The organism is Micromonospora sp. NPDC004551 (assembly GCF_040609975.1).
Classification (GTDB): Bacteria; Actinomycetota; Actinomycetes; order Mycobacteriales; family Micromonosporaceae; genus Micromonospora.
This window is the reverse complement of sequence record NZ_JBEXLM010000026.1, coordinates 27,676-43,013: the sequence shown is the minus strand read 5'-3', so window position 1 is coordinate 43,013 and position 15,338 is coordinate 27,676. Positions and strand designations below refer to the sequence as shown.

14 protein-coding genes and 1 pseudogene are annotated in these 15,338 nt (G+C 75.0%); 9 read left to right on the top strand and 6 right to left on the bottom strand.

The genetic code is table 11. From position 1 onward, the window contains the following. The first annotated feature begins 68 nt into the window (after positions 1 to 68). Complete coding sequence (locus ABZW14_RS25905) at positions 69 to 488, top strand: CBS domain-containing protein (RefSeq protein WP_355351192.1); 420 nt, start codon at positions 69 to 71, stop codon at positions 486 to 488. Between the two features lie 68 nt (positions 489 to 556). Here ABZW14_RS25905 and ABZW14_RS25900 read toward each other — a convergent pair whose 3' ends face one another. Next, positions 557 to 5,128 carry an HAD-IC family P-type ATPase gene (locus ABZW14_RS25900; protein ID WP_355351291.1) on the bottom strand — a complete coding sequence of 1,524 codons (4,572 nt, stop codon included), beginning with the start codon at positions 5,126 to 5,128 and terminating at the stop codon, positions 557 to 559. A gap of 226 nt (positions 5,129 to 5,354) precedes the next feature. Here ABZW14_RS25900 and ABZW14_RS25895 point away from each other — a divergent pair, with 226 nt between their 5' ends. The 5 genes from ABZW14_RS25895 to ABZW14_RS25875 all read left to right on the top strand — a co-directional run bounded on the left by ABZW14_RS25895 (position 5,355) and on the right by ABZW14_RS25875 (position 8,775). Next, entirely contained in the window at positions 5,355 to 5,615 is a 261-nt protein-coding gene (locus ABZW14_RS25895; RefSeq protein WP_355351190.1) for a hypothetical protein, read from the top strand. 55 nt (positions 5,616 to 5,670) lie between these two features. Continuing rightward, positions 5,671 to 7,044: an MFS transporter gene (locus tag ABZW14_RS25890; RefSeq protein WP_355351188.1), complete on the top strand. Its 1,374-nt coding sequence runs from the start codon at positions 5,671 to 5,673 to the stop codon at positions 7,042 to 7,044. Between the two features lie 75 nt (positions 7,045 to 7,119). Continuing rightward, positions 7,120 to 7,914 carry an NAD(P)H-binding protein gene (locus ABZW14_RS25885; RefSeq protein WP_355351186.1) on the top strand — a complete coding sequence of 265 codons (795 nt, stop codon included), beginning with the start codon at positions 7,120 to 7,122 and terminating at the stop codon, positions 7,912 to 7,914. A 37-nt stretch (positions 7,915 to 7,951) separates the two neighbouring features. Continuing rightward, on the top strand, positions 7,952 to 8,146 hold the full coding sequence (locus ABZW14_RS25880) for a hypothetical protein (protein WP_355351184.1): 195 nt from the start codon (positions 7,952 to 7,954) through the stop codon (positions 8,144 to 8,146). 80 nt (positions 8,147 to 8,226) lie between these two features. Further along, positions 8,227 to 8,775 carry a YbaK/EbsC family protein gene (locus ABZW14_RS25875; RefSeq protein ID WP_355351182.1) on the top strand — a complete coding sequence of 183 codons (549 nt, stop codon included), beginning with the start codon at positions 8,227 to 8,229 and terminating at the stop codon, positions 8,773 to 8,775. Positions 8,776 to 8,811: 36 nt separating this feature from the next. Here the strand turns inward: ABZW14_RS25875 and ABZW14_RS25870 are convergent, their stop codons facing one another. From ABZW14_RS25870 to ABZW14_RS25855, 4 genes are all read right to left on the bottom strand, one after another. Further along, entirely contained in the window at positions 8,812 to 9,444 is a 633-nt protein-coding gene (locus ABZW14_RS25870; RefSeq protein ID WP_355351180.1) for a DsbA family oxidoreductase, read from the bottom strand. Positions 9,445 to 9,464: 20 nt separating this feature from the next. Next, the gene (locus tag ABZW14_RS25865) at positions 9,465 to 9,890 is read right to left on the bottom strand and encodes a SufE family protein (RefSeq protein ID WP_355351178.1); all 426 of its coding nucleotides are present in this window, start codon (positions 9,888 to 9,890) and stop codon (positions 9,465 to 9,467) included. Between the two features lie 69 nt (positions 9,891 to 9,959). Next, the gene (locus tag ABZW14_RS25860; RefSeq protein ID WP_355351176.1) at positions 9,960 to 10,379 is read right to left on the bottom strand and encodes a CBS domain-containing protein; all 420 of its coding nucleotides are present in this window, start codon (positions 10,377 to 10,379) and stop codon (positions 9,960 to 9,962) included. A 55-nt stretch (positions 10,380 to 10,434) separates the two neighbouring features. Beyond that, the gene (locus ABZW14_RS25855) at positions 10,435 to 12,204 is read right to left on the bottom strand and encodes a proline--tRNA ligase (RefSeq protein ID WP_355351174.1); all 1,770 of its coding nucleotides are present in this window, start codon (positions 12,202 to 12,204) and stop codon (positions 10,435 to 10,437) included. A 68-nt stretch (positions 12,205 to 12,272) separates the two neighbouring features. Here ABZW14_RS25855 and ABZW14_RS25850 point away from each other — a divergent pair, with 68 nt between their 5' ends. From ABZW14_RS25850 to ABZW14_RS25840, 3 genes and pseudogenes are all read left to right on the top strand, one after another. Next, positions 12,273 to 12,647 carry a VOC family protein gene (locus ABZW14_RS25850; RefSeq protein ID WP_355351172.1) on the top strand — a complete coding sequence of 125 codons (375 nt, stop codon included), beginning with the start codon at positions 12,273 to 12,275 and terminating at the stop codon, positions 12,645 to 12,647. Between the two features lie 29 nt (positions 12,648 to 12,676). After that, positions 12,677 to 13,444 carry a class I SAM-dependent methyltransferase gene (locus tag ABZW14_RS25845; protein WP_355351170.1) on the top strand — a complete coding sequence of 256 codons (768 nt, stop codon included), beginning with the start codon at positions 12,677 to 12,679 and terminating at the stop codon, positions 13,442 to 13,444. Between the two features lie 33 nt (positions 13,445 to 13,477). After that, a pseudogene (locus ABZW14_RS25840) lies at positions 13,478 to 13,672 on the top strand (SigE family RNA polymerase sigma factor); the annotation flags it as partial. A 53-nt stretch (positions 13,673 to 13,725) separates the two neighbouring features. On the opposite strand, the gene ABZW14_RS25835 reads toward ABZW14_RS25840, so the two are convergent. Continuing rightward, complete coding sequence (locus ABZW14_RS25835; protein WP_355351168.1) at positions 13,726 to 15,048, bottom strand: PQQ-binding-like beta-propeller repeat protein; 1,323 nt, start codon at positions 15,046 to 15,048, stop codon at positions 13,726 to 13,728. Positions 15,049 to 15,338: the final 290 nt, after the last annotated feature.

The following is a 15,338-nucleotide window of genomic DNA, read 5'->3' as shown; positions in this document are numbered from 1 at the left end:
GGCATGGCTCCGACCGGCCGGGGTAGGAGGTACGGGTAACAACCCCCCGAAAGTGAGGTGTCATGCCAATGCCGACCGCACGCGAGATCATGACCAGCGACGTGAGCTGTGTCCGGGAGCAGGACGACCTCCGGACCGCCGCCCGGCGGATGGCCGAGCTCGGGGTGGGCTCGCTGCCGATCTGCGGCGACGACAACCGCCTCAAGGGCATGGTGACCGACCGGGACATCGTGGTGAAGGTGCTGGCCAAGGGGAAGGACCCGGCCGCGGTGACCGCCGGTGAGCTGGCCCAGGGCGAGGCCGTGACCATCGGCGCGGACGACGACGCGGCCGAGATCCTGCGGACCATGGGCGAGCACAAGGTACGCCGGCTGCCGGTGATCGACGGACACGAGCTCGTGGGCATCGTGGCCGTCGCCGACGTGGCCCGCTCGCTGCCCGAACGCCCGGTGGGCGACCTCATCGAGGCCATCTCCGAGCGCTCCTGACCGAACCCACCGCTCGCCGCCCCCTCCGGCTCACCGGCGCGGGCGGCGAGCCGCGTCAGGGGGTCACCTCAGGCGTCGTGCTCCTTGCCGTACCCCTGGTCGGTATCTGCATGCGGATGGGGGCCGGGCTGGGGCAGGCGCTCGACCAGCCGGGTCAGCGCGCCGTTGGCGAAGGTGGCGCCGAGCGCCGAGCCGGCGGCGATGCCCCAGCCCACCGGACCGAGCGGGGTGCAGCCGAAGAACTGGCTGACCCCGGGCGTCTGCACGACGGCGACCAGGACGCCGACCGAGGCGACGGTGGAGGCCAGCACGGCGGGGCTGGTGCCACCGGCCAGCACGGTCTGGCCGAGCTGGGTGCCGACCAGCGAGGCGAGCGCGACCGTGGCCGCCCGGCGCTCCCGGCCGGTCCACCGGGCGAGCGTCCAGCCGGCGGTCGCGCCCAGCGTGGTGGCCCCGGCCCGGAGCGCGATCTCGCGGGTCAGCGTCTCGCCGAGCGACGTGTCCGGTCCCTCCCGCAGCAGGTGGTCGGCACCGTCGGCACCGTCGGCGGCGGGCGGGCGGACCGCGATGGCCAGCGCCGGCACCAGGTCGGTGAGCAGGTTGACCAGGAGCAGTTGCCGGCCGGTGAGCGCGGACCGGCCGGTGCTCGCGGCGGTCAGGACGCTGAACGCGATCTCGCCGAGGTTGCCGCCGACCAGGATGCTCAGCGCGTGGCGGACCGACGACCACATGGCCCGTCCCTCCACGAGGGTCGCGATGATCGTCTCCAGCCGGTCGTCGGTGACCACCAGGTCGGCGGCGGCGCGGGCCGCCGGAGTGCCCCGCTGGCCGAGCGCGATGCCCACGTCGGCGAGGCGGATAGCCGGGGCGTCGTTGGCGCCGTCGCCGGTCATGGCCACCGTGCGGCCGCGGTGCTGCAGGGCCTGGATGATCCGCACCTTGTGCGCCGGGGTGCAGCGGGCCACCACGTCGGTGGCCATGAGCCGCTCCGCGAGCGCCTCGTCGTCGAGCCGGTCCAGCTCGGTGGCGGTGACCACCCGCTGCTCGCCGTGGTCGGGACTGATGGTGGCGGCGATCGCCTCGGCGGTGGCCGGGTGGTCACCGGTGATCATGATGGTGTGCACGCCGGCCTGCCGGATCCGTCGCACGGCGGGCGCGGCGCTCTCCCGGACCCCGTCGGCGAGGGCCAGGAAGCCGACGAAGACCAGCCCGTCGACCTGCTCGTCGGTCACCGACTCGGCCCCCACGGCGCACTCGGCCACGGCCAGGATGCGGTGCCCGGCACCGGCCCGCTCGGCGAGCATCGCGTGCAGCGCGTCCCGCCCGGCCGGGTCCAGCGGGATGTCGCCCCCGGCGGTCCGCCGGGCGGCGCAGCGCGGCAGCACCGACTCGGGCGCGCCCTTGACGCTCAGCAGCAGCCCGTCGGCGGTGCGGCCGACGGTGGCGTGGTAGCCCCGCGACGGCTCGAACGGCAGCCCACCCACCCCGGTCCAGTCCGGCGCGCCGGTCTGTTCCACGACGCCGGCGGTGCCCGCGCCTCGGCGTACCGCGCGGTCGGTCTGCTGGGGCAGCTCGTCCGGGTCGGCCGCCGCCGGGGTGGCCCGCAGCGCCGCGGCCAGGGTCAGCCGGAGCGGTCCGTCCAGCCGGTCCGGCGGGGCGTACCGGTCGCCGCCGCCGCCCACCCCGGCCAGCAGCAGCTTGCCCTCGGTGAGGGTGCCGGTCTTGTCGAAGCAGAGCACGTCGACCCGGCCCAGCGCCTCGATGGTCCGTGGGTTGCGGACCAGGGCGCCATGCTCGGCCAGCCGCCGCGCCGCCGCCAGTTGCGCCGCGCTCACGAGGAACGGCAGCCCCTCGGGCACCGAGGCCACGGCCAGGTTCGCGGCGGTCGCCGCCGTCTCCACCAGGGGTACGCCCCGGAGCAGCCCCGCCCCGGCCACCGCGACGGCGGAGCCGGCGGCCAGCGGCACGGCGGCGCTCGTGAGGTTCCCGAGCCGGGTCTCCACCCCGCTGGCCGGGGGTGCCTGCCGGGCCAGGGCGAGGCTCCGCCCGGCCTCGGTCTCCTCGCCGGTGGCCACCACCACGGCGGTGCCGTGTCCGGCCGCGACCGTGGTGCCCTCGTAGAGCATCGAGTGCCGCTCGGCGACCGCGGCGGCCACCACCGGCTCGGCGCCCTTGCCCACCGGCAGCGACTCGCCGGTCAGCGACGACTCGTCGGTCTCCAGACCGTCGCTGGTCAGCACCCGGCAGTCGGCCGGGATGGCGTCGCCGGATTCCACGACGACCACGTCCCCGGCGACCAGCTCCTCGGCGGCCACCACCTGCTCGGCGCCGTCGCGCAGCACCCGGGCGGTCACCGCCGAGCGGGACAGCAGCTCGGCGAGGGAGCGCTCGGTGTTGCGCTGGTGCACCGCCCCGATCAGCGCCGAGCCGCCCACGACGCCGCCGACCAGGGCGGCGTCGACCAGCGAACCGAACGTGGCGGAGAGCACCGCCCCGGCGGCGAGCACCGGGGTCAGCGGGTTCGACAGCTCGTCCACGAAAGCGCGGAGCAGCCCGGCCGGCCCGTGCCCGTCCCCGGTCACCGCACGCCGCCGGCGGGCCGCCTCGTCGCCGGTCAGCCCCTCGGCGTGGGTGCCGAGCTGGTCGAGGACGGTCTCCACCGGCATCAGGTGCCAGGCGGTCAGCGTGGGCACCGGCGTGCGGGTCCGGTCCGGCAGGCGCTGGGCCCGCCAGACGCCATGCGCGAAGGCGAGGGCGCCGGCCCCGTTCACGGCGGCCAGGGTCCGTCCGGGGAGCCGTTCCCGGTCGGCGGTGAACGCGCTGAGCGCCCCCAGCCCGGTGCCGGCCAGACCGATCCGGATGTTCTGCCCGGTCATCCGCCGGGCCACCCCGGTCGCGTCGACGAGCAGGGTGGGGATCCGCAGGTCGTCGCCGACCAGCAGGTGCGCTCCCCAGGGCGGCAGGTCCTCCGGCGCGGAGACGCCCAGCCCGCAGTCGGCGGCACCCAGCGCGGCCCGGTCGCCGGACACCACCATGACCACCGCGCCCTCGCGTTGCAGGTCGCGGACCGAGTCGGCGAGCCCGGCCCCGCCGGGCACGAGGGCGTCGGCGAAGTCGTACCGGCCGTCGTCGTCGCCCGCGACCACGAGCCGCAGGCCGGCCTGGCGGGCGGCGGTCGCCAGGGCGTCCACCCCGGGCACGGGCTCCGGCTCGACCCGCAGCACGGCGGTGAGCCGGCCGTCCTCGGCCAGCCCCAGCAGCCGGCCGCCGTCCGCCCGCAGCCGCGCGCTGTCCGGGGTGTCACCGGGGTCCTCGGCGTCGATCCGGTCGAGCGGGCCGAGCCGCCAGCCGTCGGCGTTCCGCACGGCGTCCGGGGCGGCCGGGTCGAACAGGGCGAACGCCCGGCCGGCCACCTGGCCGGTGTCCGCACCGGGCAGCGGTGCCAGGTCGGCCAGCACGCCCCGGTCGGAGCCGAGCACCGCGGCGTCCAACAGCACCGTGTCGATCCGGTCCAGCTCGCGCAGCACACTGCGGTCCATGGCGATGACGCCTCGCCGGGCGAGCATCCGGCCGAGCTGGGCCGCGTACCCTTCGCGGCCGCTGCCCGGAGCCTTCGGCAGCGACGACAGGGCCAGCGCGGCGGCGCGCTTCCCGCCGACCACCGGTAGCGCCGCGGCACCGGCCGCCGCACCCGCGGCGAGCATCCGGCTCACGTAGCGCTCCGCCGGGCCGTCCGGGACCGGGCAGGGCCGCTCGCCGGCCGGCACCCGGGCGACCGCGCGGTCCGGCTCGCCGGTCAACCGCGGCTCGGCCTTCGACCACGCGACGAGCTGGGCCCGCGCCTCGCCCCACTGCACCACCCGCTGCGCCCCGTCGAGCACGATGCCGGTCCAGCCGCCGGCGAGCCCCTGGGCCACCGCCTCGGCGAGCGGGAAGAGCAGATCGGCGCGGGGGTCGGCGCGCAGGCCCCGGTCGGCGAGCGCGTGCAGCTTCGGGTGCAGGTCGACCGCGGCGAGGAAGCCGGCCACCTCGCCGGGGACCGGGGTGAACGGCAGGATCCGGGTGGCCGCCGAGATGGTCAGGCCGAGCGCGTCCGAGGCCAGCGCGCCCAGCGTGCGGGGAGTGCGCGGTCCCTCCTCCGGCGGGTGCGGCGGCGGGATCTCCGGGTCGGGTTCGTGCGGGCACGCCCGCTCGGTCCGCGCCACGGTGGCGATCAGGTCGCGCAGTTTCGGCTTCGGCTCCTCGACCGCCACGACCACCCGGCCCGACGGTGCGTTGACCCGGGCCCACACCACCCCGGGCAGCGACTCCAGCGCCGCCTCGACCTGCCGGGCCAGCCGGTCCCCGCCGTCCTGGCAGACGCCGTGCACTTCGATGTGGTGCCGCCCGTCCCGCGACCAGACCCGGCGCCGGGTCAGCCCGGCGAGGCGGGCCAGCCGGGCCGCCGCCGACCCCACGCTGCCCGCCGCGCCGGCGACGCTGTCCGGCACGGCGTTCCGGGCCGTCTCCGGGAGGGCGGATCCGACGGTACGGGCGGTGTCCGGCACGGCGGTGGCGACCGTACGCGCGATCCGGGCCATCGCGTCGGGCACGGTGGCCGGCGACAGGAGGAGGCCGGCGACGCGGCCCAGCGAGGTCATCGAGGCGTACGGCCGGGCTTCCGGCCCCGCTCCCCGGTGCTCCCACCGCAACAGCCGAACGTCATCTCGCCTCCCGTGCCTGGTCCCGGCGGCCCGACTTCCCGGCGCGGCGTCCGTTATGCCCCTCCGGCGGCGGAAGTTTCCCGCGCTGCCCGGGGCATGGACGGGGAGGTCGGTGGAATGCCGCCCGGAGATGAAGGTCGTCGTTGGAACCCGGGAGGCACGGATGAGCACGCTGACACGGAGCCTCAACGGCTCGCGGGAAATGATCAAGACGTACTGCCGGCGGGTCGAGATCCCGGTGCTGGGCGAGGTGGCGGTGCCGCCGCCCGACAAGCTGACCTATTACGCGGGGCTCGGTGTGCTCGCCGCGCTCCAGGTCATCGAGTGGCCGCTGGCCCTCGTCATCACCGCCGGGCACCTCCTGGCCGACCAGCATTACTCGGGACTGGTCAAGGGAGTCGGTGAGGCGCTGGAGGCCGCGTAACGAGACGGGGCTCACCGTTGACCTCAATCCTGGTTGAGGAACGAAGCTGGAGCCCATGTCGACCGTCACCGCCGCACCGCCGGCCCCGCCCGCACATCTCTGGTCGCCGCGGCTGCGGGCGATGACCGTGGGCAGCGTCGCCCTGGTCTCGCTGCTCGCCTTCGAGGCGCTCGCCGTGGGCACCGCCATGCCCACGGTGGCCCGCACCCTGGACGGGCTCGGCCTCTACGCGCTCGCGTTCGGCGGCCCGTTCGCCTCGGGTGTGGTGGCCATGGTCGCCTCGGGCATCTGGTGCGATGCCCGCGGCCCCCGCCCGGCCATGTGGCACGGGGTGGCCTGGTTCGTGGCGGGGCTGGTGGTGGCGGGCGCCGCGCCCACCATGGAGGTACTCGTCGTCGGGCGGGTCGTGCAGGGCTTCGGCTCCGGGCTGCTCTCCGTCGCGCTCTACGTGATCGTCGCTCAGGCGTACCCGGAGGAGCTGCGGCGGCGGATCTTCGCCGCGTTCGCCGCGGCCTGGGTCGTCCCGTCGCTGGTCGGTCCGGCACTGGCCGGGCTGATCGTCGAGCACCTGGGCTGGCGCTGGGTGTTCCTCGCGGTGCCGGCGGTGGCACTGCCGGCCGTGCTGCTGGTCCAGCCGGGGCTGCGGGCGCTGGGTGCGGCCGTGCCGACCCGGCCGCCGGCCGGTGCGCTGGCCCGGATCGGCTGGGCCTGCGGGGCGGGGGCGAGCGCCGCACTGCTGCACTACGGGGGGCAGCAGCGCGGCGCGCTCGCCGTCGCGTTGATCGGCGCGGCGCTGGCCGGGCTGCTGGCCTGCGTACCGCGGTTGCTGCCGGCCGGTTTCCTGCGGGCCGCGCGGGGACTGCCGACCGTGATCGGCCTGCGTGGCCTGGCCTCCGCGGCGTTCGCCGGGGCGGAGGTGGTGATCCCGCTGATGCTGTCCCGGGAGCGGGGCTTCTCGCCGACCGCGGCCGGGCTGGTGCTGACCGTCGGCGCGCTCTCCTGGTCGGTGGGCTCCTGGATCCAGGGCCGGATCGCCGCGCCGCGGTCCGCCGCCACCCTGCCGCGGGTCGGGCTGGCCTGCATCGCGGTCGGTACGGCCGGTGTCGCGGTGGCCCTGCTGCCGGCCGTGCCGGTGGCGCTCGCCGTGCTCGCGTGGTCGGTCGCCGGTCTCGGGATGGGGCTGCTCTACCCGTCCCTGTCGGTGCTCACCCTGGCGCTGTCGGCCCCGGCCGAGCAGGGCCGGAACAGCTCGGCGCTGCAACTGGGCGACTCGCTCGCCGCCGCCACGGTGCTGGCGCTGACCGGGGCCGTGCTGGCCGCGGGCTCGGCGCCGGGCCCGGCGAGCTTCGCGACGACGCTGGCCGTGGCCGCCGGCTGCGGGCTGCTCGGCGTGCTGCTCGCGGGCCGGGTGGTGCCCGCCGACCGGTGATCCGTCGTCGACGGTGAACTGCCGCACAGCCGGTCACCTCGGGCAGGGCAGCACCGTCGACGAAGGAGCGAGCGCGTGGAGGAGGACGAGATGAGGGTGCTGGTGACCGGGGCGAGCGGACGGCTCGGGCGGGTGGTCCTGCCCCGGCTGCGGGACGCGGGGCACACCGTCCGCGCGGTGAGCCGCCGGCCGCGCAACGACGCCGGGACGGAGTGGGTGGCGGCCGACCTGGCCACCGGTGAGGGGCTGGCCGCGGCGGTCGATGGGGTCGAGGCGGTGCTGCACCTGGCCTCCTCGCCGAACCGGCGCACCCACCAGATCGACGTGCTGGGCACCCGCCGGCTGGTGCTGGCCGCTGGCCACGCCGGGGTGGGCCACCTGGTCTACGTCTCGATCGTCGGCGTCGACCGGGTGCCGCTCGGCTACTACCGGCACAAGCTCGCCGCCGAGCAGGTGGTGGCGGCCGGGCCGGTGCGGTGGAGTGTGCTGCGGGCGACCCAGTTCCCGGATTTCCTGGAGGAGTTGCTGGGGACCGCGAGCCGGCTGGGCCCGGTGCTCGGGGACTCGGCGGTGCTGGCCCAGCCCGTCGACCCCGGCGAGGTGGCGGACCGGCTCGTCGCGCTGCTGGCCGCCGGCCCGTCCGGGCGGATCGAGGAGTTCGCCGGCCCGGAGGTGCTCCGCTACGACGAGGCGGTCCGCGCCTGGCGGGCGGCCCGGCGGTCCCACCGTCCACTGCTGCCGGTGCGGATCCCGGGGCGGCTCGGCCGGGAACTGCGCGCCGGTGCGCTCACCACCACCGCCACTCCCACCGGCACCCGCACCTGGGCCGACCACCTCGCCGACACGTACGGGGGAACCGGCCGGAGATGAAACCTCTTGCGGTTCCGGGTCGCCCTACCGTGGCCGCATGCTGGTCTTCGTCACCACCGTGATCCTGTACGTCTTCGGCTTCGTCTTCCTCTACGGCGTGATCCGGCTCGGGGTCCGGCACGGCATCGAGGACGTGGAGTCCCACCGTGCCCAGGCCCTGCGGGCCGAGGAGCTGGCGGCCCACCAGGACCGGACGTTCGCCCGCGAGAACGCCTTCCTCACCGGCAGCTGACCCTCGGGCCGCCCAGGATTCGGGCCGGCCGGCACGTCGGTCAGCGGAGCCGCCTCATGGGTGCGAGGATCGCATCCGTGATGGGGACGCTGAAAACCGAGCCCGCCCGTACCCGACTGGACCTGCTGGCGCCGCCGGTGGCCGCCGCGATCGAGCGGTGGCCGGACGAGGCTCCGGTGGACGTGGACGAGGTGCTGGTCGCCGCGATCGACGCCGAGCTGGCCGACACGGCGGCGTTCTGTGCGGCGTACGAGGTGGGGCTGGAGGAGTCGGCCAACTGCGTGGTGGTCGCCGGCAAGCGGGCCGGCGAGACGCGGTACGCGGCCTGCATCGTGCTCGCCACGACCCGCGCCGACGTGAACGGCATGGTCCGCCGGCTGCTCGACGCCCGCAAGGCGAGCTTCGCGCCGATGGACGACGCGGTCGAACTGACCGGGATGGAGTATGGCGGGATCACCCCGATCGGGCTCCCCGAGGGCTGGCCGATCTTCGTCGACTCGCGGGTGATCGCCACGCCGCACGTCATCATCGGATCGGGCGTACGCCACAGCAAGATCGCGTTGCCCGGGCCGGCGCTCGGCGCGCTGCCCGGGGCGACCGTGGTGGAGGACCTGGCCCGGCCGGCCTAGGCCCTCACCCGCATCGATCTTGTTCCACGTGAAACATCACGCGGACGCCTCGCGCTGGGCCACCTCGTGGAGGGCGGCCAGCATGGTCTCCGGCTCCTGGGCGCCGGTCACGGCGTACTTCCCGGCGAGCACGAAGGTCGGCACGCTGGAGACGCCGAGCTGGTGCGCGGCGCTCAGGTCGGCGGCCACCTCCCGGCGGCCGAGGTTCGACTCCAGATACTCGCGGGCCTCGGACTCGTCCAGGCCGACCTCGGCGGCCAGCTTGGCCAGCGCGTCGGTCGACCCGACGTCGATCCCGTCCTGGAAGTGCGCCCGGTAGAGCCGCTCGACCAGCTCGGCGGCCCGGCCCCGCTCCGTGGCGAACCGGACCAGCCGGTGCGCCTCGAAGGTGTTCGCGGCCACCGCGCGGTCGAAGTGCATGTCGATCCCGGCGCCCCTGGCGACCTGGGTGACGTGGGCGGCCATGCCCTCGGCCTTGTCCCGGCCGCCGAACTTCGCGCCCAGCGCCTCGATGAGCGGCTTCGGCTCGGTCACCGGCGTCGGGTCGAGCTGGAACGGCCGGAACCGGACGGTCACCTCGCCGTCGTACCGCTCCAGGGCCTGCTCCAGGCGGCGCTTGCCGATCCAGCACCAGGGGCAGACGACGTCGGCGTAGATCTCGATCTCCATGACCAGCGACAACCCGTCGATCAGGAGATCTGTTCCCGGACCTGGCGCTTCAGCCGGGCCAGGATGGCGGTGCCGCCGCGGATCCGCAGCGGGCTGATGGCCTGGGCCAGGCCCATCCGTTGGTACAGGTCGTCCGGCACGGCCAGCACGTCCTCGGCGCTGGCACCGGCCAGCCCTTCCGCGAGGATGCCGGCGAACGCCCGGGTGGTCGGCGCCTCCGGCGGGCAGTCGAAGACGGTGCTCACCGTCCTGTCCGGGTTGACCTCGGCGCGCAGGAAGAACGCGGTCTGGCACTCCGGGACCTGCTCCAGATCCTCGCGGTCCACGCCCTCGGGCAGCGGCGGGATCACGTCGGAGAACTCCAGCAGCATCTCCAGCACCACGTCGCGCGGGGCGGCGGCGAACTCGTCGACGATCTCGGCCAGCTTGCTCGGCATCTCGGACATGACCGCCAGGCTACCGCCGGTGGCCCAACGCCCTCCCGGGTCGGCCGGGAGGGCACCGGGTCGGGCGGATCACAGGTTCGGGGCGGCCTCGCTGATGTCGCTCAGGGCGGAGTCCGGGTCGAGCTGCATGGCTAGGTCGCCGAGGGAGACGATGCCGACCAGCTTGCGGTCGTTGTCGCAGACCAGCACCCGCCGGATGTTGCGCTCGCGCATCAGCGCGGCCGCCTCGCTCGCGGTGCAGTGCTGCTCGATCATCACCACCTCGCGGGTGACGATCGACCCGATGGTGGTGCTCGCCGGGTCGGCCCGCTCGGCCACGGCCCGCACCACGATGTCCCGGTCGGTCAGCATGCCCGCCAGGGTGGCGCCGTCGGTCACCACCACATCGCCGATGTCCGACTCCTTCATCACCCTGGCCGCCTCGTCCAGGGGGGTCTCCGCGGGCAGGTAGACCACCTGCTTGGTCATCACGTCACTGACCCGGTACATGAGAGCCTCCGAAACACCTCGGTCGATCCGTCTGCGGTACCCCGTGGCGCGTCCGCTACACCCGGTCGCGGCGCGCCCCACGCGCCTCGTCGAGCAGGCGCTCGACCAGGCCGTCCAGCGGCAACTCGATCCGCTCGCCGGAGGCCCGGTCGCGCAGCTCGACGTATCCCTCGGCCAGGCGGCGGCCGACCACGGCGGCGCGCGGGATGCCGATCAGCTCGGCGTCGGTGAACTTCACCCCGGCCGAGACGTGGGTGCGGTCGTCGACCAGCACCCGCAGCCCGGCGGCGGAGAGGCGCCCGCCGAGCTCCAGCGCCGCGTCGAGCTGCGGCCCCTTCCCGGCCGCCACCAGGTGTACGTCGCACGGCGCCACCTCGGCCGGCCAGACCAGCCCCCGGTCGTCGTGGTGCTGCTCGGCGACCGACGCGACGGCCCGCGAGACCCCGATGCCGTAGCAGCCCATGGTGGGCCGGACCGGCTTGCCCGCCGGGCCGAGCACGTCGACCGCGAACGCGTCGGTGTAGCGGCGGCCGAGCTGGAAGATGTGCCCCACCTCGATGCCCCGGCGCATGGTCAGCTCGCCCGTGCCGCAGGCCGGGCAGGGGTCACCGGCGCGCACCTCGGCGGCCTCGATGGTGCCGTCCGGGGTGAAGTCCCGCCCGCAGACCACGTTCGTGGCGTGCCGGCCCAGCTCGTTGGCGCCGGTCAACCAGGCTGTGCCGGTGACCACCCGCGGGTCGACCAGGTAGCGGACGCCGTGCTTGGCCAGGACCTGCGGCCCGATGTAGCCGCGGACCAGCTCCGGATGTGCCGCCCAGTCCTCGAAGACCGCCACAGCGGCCGGAGCCAGGGCGGCTTCGACCCGCTTCAGGTCCACGTCGCGGTCGCCGGGCAGGCCGATCACCAGCAGCTCCGCCCGTTCGGCGCCCGGCCGGCGCACGGCCAGCACCACGTTCTTCAGCGTGTCGGCGGCGGTCCAGTCGGTCCGGCCGCCCAGCGCGCGGGCGTTGGCCAGCTCGACCAGGGACGCGATGGTCGGCGTCTCCGGGGTGTCGTGCGCCTCGGTCGCCGGGTGCGCCTCCGGGTCGCCGGCTGCCGGCGCGCGGGTCAGCACGGCCTCGGTGTTGGCCGCGTAGTCGCAGGTGGTGCAGCCGACGTACGTGTCCTCGCCGACCGGCGTGGCGGCCAGGAACTCCTCCGACGCCGAGCCGCCCATCGCCCCGGACATCGCATGCACGACGGTGAAGTCGAGTCCGAGCCGGGTGAAGATCCGCTGGTACGCGTCGCGGTGCCGGTCGTAGGCGGCCTGGAGCCCCGCCTCGTCCAGGTCGAAGGAGTAGGCGTCCTTCATGAGGAACTCGCGACCGCGCAGCAGGCCGGCCCGCGGCCGGGCCTCGTCCCGGAACTTGGTCTGGATCTGGAACAGCGTCACCGGGAAGTCCCGGTACGAGCTGAACAGGTCCCTCACCAGCAGCGTTGCCATCTCCTCGTGGGTCGGGGCGAGCAGGTGCTCGGCGCCCTTCCGGTCCTCGAGGGTGAAGATGTCGTCGCCGTACTCCGTCCACCGCCCGCTGGTCCGATAGGGCTCGGCCGGGAGCAGCGCCGGGAAGTGCACCTCCTGGTCGCCGATCGCCGCCATCTCGGCGCGGACGATCTCGGCGACCCGGTCCAGCACGAGCTTGCCCAGCGGCAGCCAGGTGTAGCCGCCCGGTGCGGCGCGGCGGATGTAGCCGGCGCGGAGCAGCAGCCGGTGGCTCGGCACCTCCGCGTCGGCCGGGTCCTCGCGCAGGGTCCGGAGCAACAGGGTCGACATGCGCAGCAGCATTGCCGCAGCGTACGGCGGGCGGGGTCGGCAGGCGATCGTATTCATCCTCGTGTGGGTAGGAGAGGGGGATGGACGAGCGACCTCGGCTGACGATGACGGCGACCGTGCTGGACGCGCCCGACGCGCGGGAACTCGCCGCGTTCTACGAACGGCTGCTCGGGTGGTCCCGGGGGGAGGACGAGCCGGACTGGGTCACCCTTGTCGCGCCCGGGGGCGGCGCCGGGCTGTCCTTCCAGACCGAGCCGGCGTACGTGCGGCCGGTCTGGCCCGCCGGACCGGGTGACCCGCCGATGATGGCGCACCTCGACATCAAGGTCGACGACCTCGACGCGGCGTCGGCGTACGCGGTGTCCGTGGGCGCCTCGGTGGCGGAGTTCCAGCCGCAGGACGATGTGCGGGTGCACCTGGACCCGGCCGGCCACCCGTTCTGCCTCTACCTCTGAACCCGCGTCGATCGGCCTACGCTGCCGTCATGACTGTCACTCCGTCGACCCGGGCCGCCAGCCAGTACGCGACGACGACCGGCAACCTCACCGCCCGAATCGCCCTGCACGACCACGGCACGAACCCGCAGGGCTGGTTCGCCTGGCTCGACGAGCGGTTGCCGCTGGCCGGTGACGTCCTCGAAGTGGGCGCCGGCACCGGGAGACTGTGGAGCCAGGTGGACCACCGCGGCCGCGGACTCCGGCTGACCCTGACCGACTTCTCGGCGGCGATGTGCGTGCGGCTACGCGGCGTCCCCGGCGCTCGGGTCGAACGGTGCGACGCCAGCCGGCTGCCGTTCGCCGACGCCAGCTTCGACACCGTGGTCGCCAACCACATGCTCTACCACCTGGACGATCCGGCCGCCGCGCTGCGTGAGTTCGCCCGTGTCCTTCGCTCCGGCGGCCGCCTCGCGGTCGCCGTCAACGGCGCCGACCACCTCGCGGAGCTCAACGCTCTCGCGGTGGCCATCGGCCGCCCCGATCTGATGCTCGGCTTCTGCCAGAACAACGTCACGGCGGAGACCGGACCGGGGTACGTGGCCGACGCCTTCACCGGTGTCGCCGTCGAGCCGTACCCGTGCGACCTGGAGGTTCCCGACGTGGAGCCGGTCCTCGCCTATCTCGCCAGCATGGCCGACGAGCCACTCACGCCCGCGCAGCGGTCAGCCGCGCGGGACCTGGTCCAGGCCCGGATCGACGCCGAGGGCGGTTTCCACGTGAGCAAGCACACCGTGCTCATCACCGCTTCGCGCTGACCGGTCGATCGCCGGCTCCGGCCGGGGAACGCCGTTCAGGTCTCCTGGTGGCGGCGCCGCCGGGTGGCCGAGTCGATGCCGGGTGACCTGCCCGAGCCGCGCGGAGGCGACTCGGCTCCCGACCACGCCCAGCAGACCACGCTCCGGCTGACTCTCCGGGCCGCGCTGGCGAAGCTCTCCGCCAAGCAGCGGGCCGTGCTGGTGCTGCGGTTCTTCGAGGACCGCAGCGGTCGGCTGACCCGGCTCGACGTGAGGGGCGGTCCACCGGGGCCGCCCCTCACTCAGCGCAGCACGGTGATCGCGCGGTCCGCCACGACGTGCTTCCAGGGCACGATCACCACGACCCCGTCCCGCTCCAGGACCTTGGCCTCCTCGCCCTCGAAGCCGGCCGACAGTGGCCCCTCGGCCACCGCGCTGACCGCACCGGTGGCGGGGTCGATGCGGACCAGCCGCGGCGGCAGCTTCCGCCGGTCGCCGGTCTCCCAGGCCAGCAACCCCTGCTCGTCGCGGCGGATCAGCTCGACCTTGCTGGCGCTGTGCCCGGACGAGATCCAGCGCTTCTTCCCGGTGGCCAGGTCGATGGCGATGATCTGGTTGGCCGCCCGCCCCGAGTTCGGCACGTTCTTCGGGAACGTCGGGTAGTAGAGCGTGTCGTCGTCGGCGAGGTACTGGTAGACGGCCGGACCGTCGATCGCGTTGGACCGGTTGGGTGGCACGTCCCACAGTTCGGTGCCGTCGATCGGGTCGGTGAACGACCCGGTCTCGCGGCCGGTCCTCGGGTCCCGCACCGTGTAACTGTCGTGCCCCAGCCCGGGCAGGCCGATCAGCGGCCGTACGCTCAGCGCCCCGTCGGTGACCTTCGCCTCCGGCAGCCGCTGCCGCCAGCGCACCTTGCCGGTGGCCGGGTCGACGGCGTCCACCTCACCGCCGATCGAGCAGCCGTAGGTGACCACCACCAGGTCGTCGGCGGCCCGCATGTCCTTGAACCCGCATTCCCGTCCGGGCAGCAGTTTCTCCCCGGTGGTGCGCCACAACTGCTTCCCATCGGCCAGGGAGAATCCGATCATGGTGTCGCCGGAGCGGACGACCACCTGCTGGCCGGCGACGGAGAGGTCCGGCGCGGCCAGCGCGCCCCGGCCCTCGCGGGCGGGCGCCGGGAACTTCGCCTGCCAGGTCAGCTTGCCGCTGCCCAGGTCGAAGCCGGCGACGGTGTTGCAGGACTGCTCGGAGCCGACCGCCACCGCACCCCGGCCCTCGGTCACCGCCTGCGCGGCGACGCAGAGCGAGGTGCCCTCCGGCGCGGGCGCGCCCCACGCCTGCCCGCCGTCGGAGAGCCGGTAGGCGAGCAGACCGTCTCCCTGTGCCCGGACCACCGTGTCGCCGGCGAGCCAGGCGCCGAACATGTCCTGCTGGTCGTAGGTGGTCAGGCCGGTGTCCTGCCGTTCGGGGAAGTCCAGCACCCACGCGGTCTCCAGTTCCCCGTCACCGCCCGAGCCGCCGCCGACGAGCCGGGAGACACCCCAGGCGGTGCCGGCGCCGACGGCCAGCACGGCGACCAGGCCGCCGGCGACCAGCAGCGCCACGCGCCCGCGCCGCCTGGGCACCGCCGCCGGCTGCGGGGCCGCCCCCGGCCATCCCTGCGGCGGGTACGCCGGCTGACCGGCCTGCGAATACGTCGGCTGACCCGCAACGGGGTACGCCGGGTGGCCCGCTTGCGGGTACGCCGGGTGAGCCTGCGGGGCCGAGGGCCAGCCCGGGTGACCACCCTGCGTCGGCGGGACCTGCGCCGGCTGCGGCCAGGCCGGCTGGGGAGCCTGCGGCGCTCCTCCCACCGGCACCTGCGGTGGGACGGCTGCCGGCGGGTGTGGTGGCTGCCAGGGGGACTGGGGGTTCG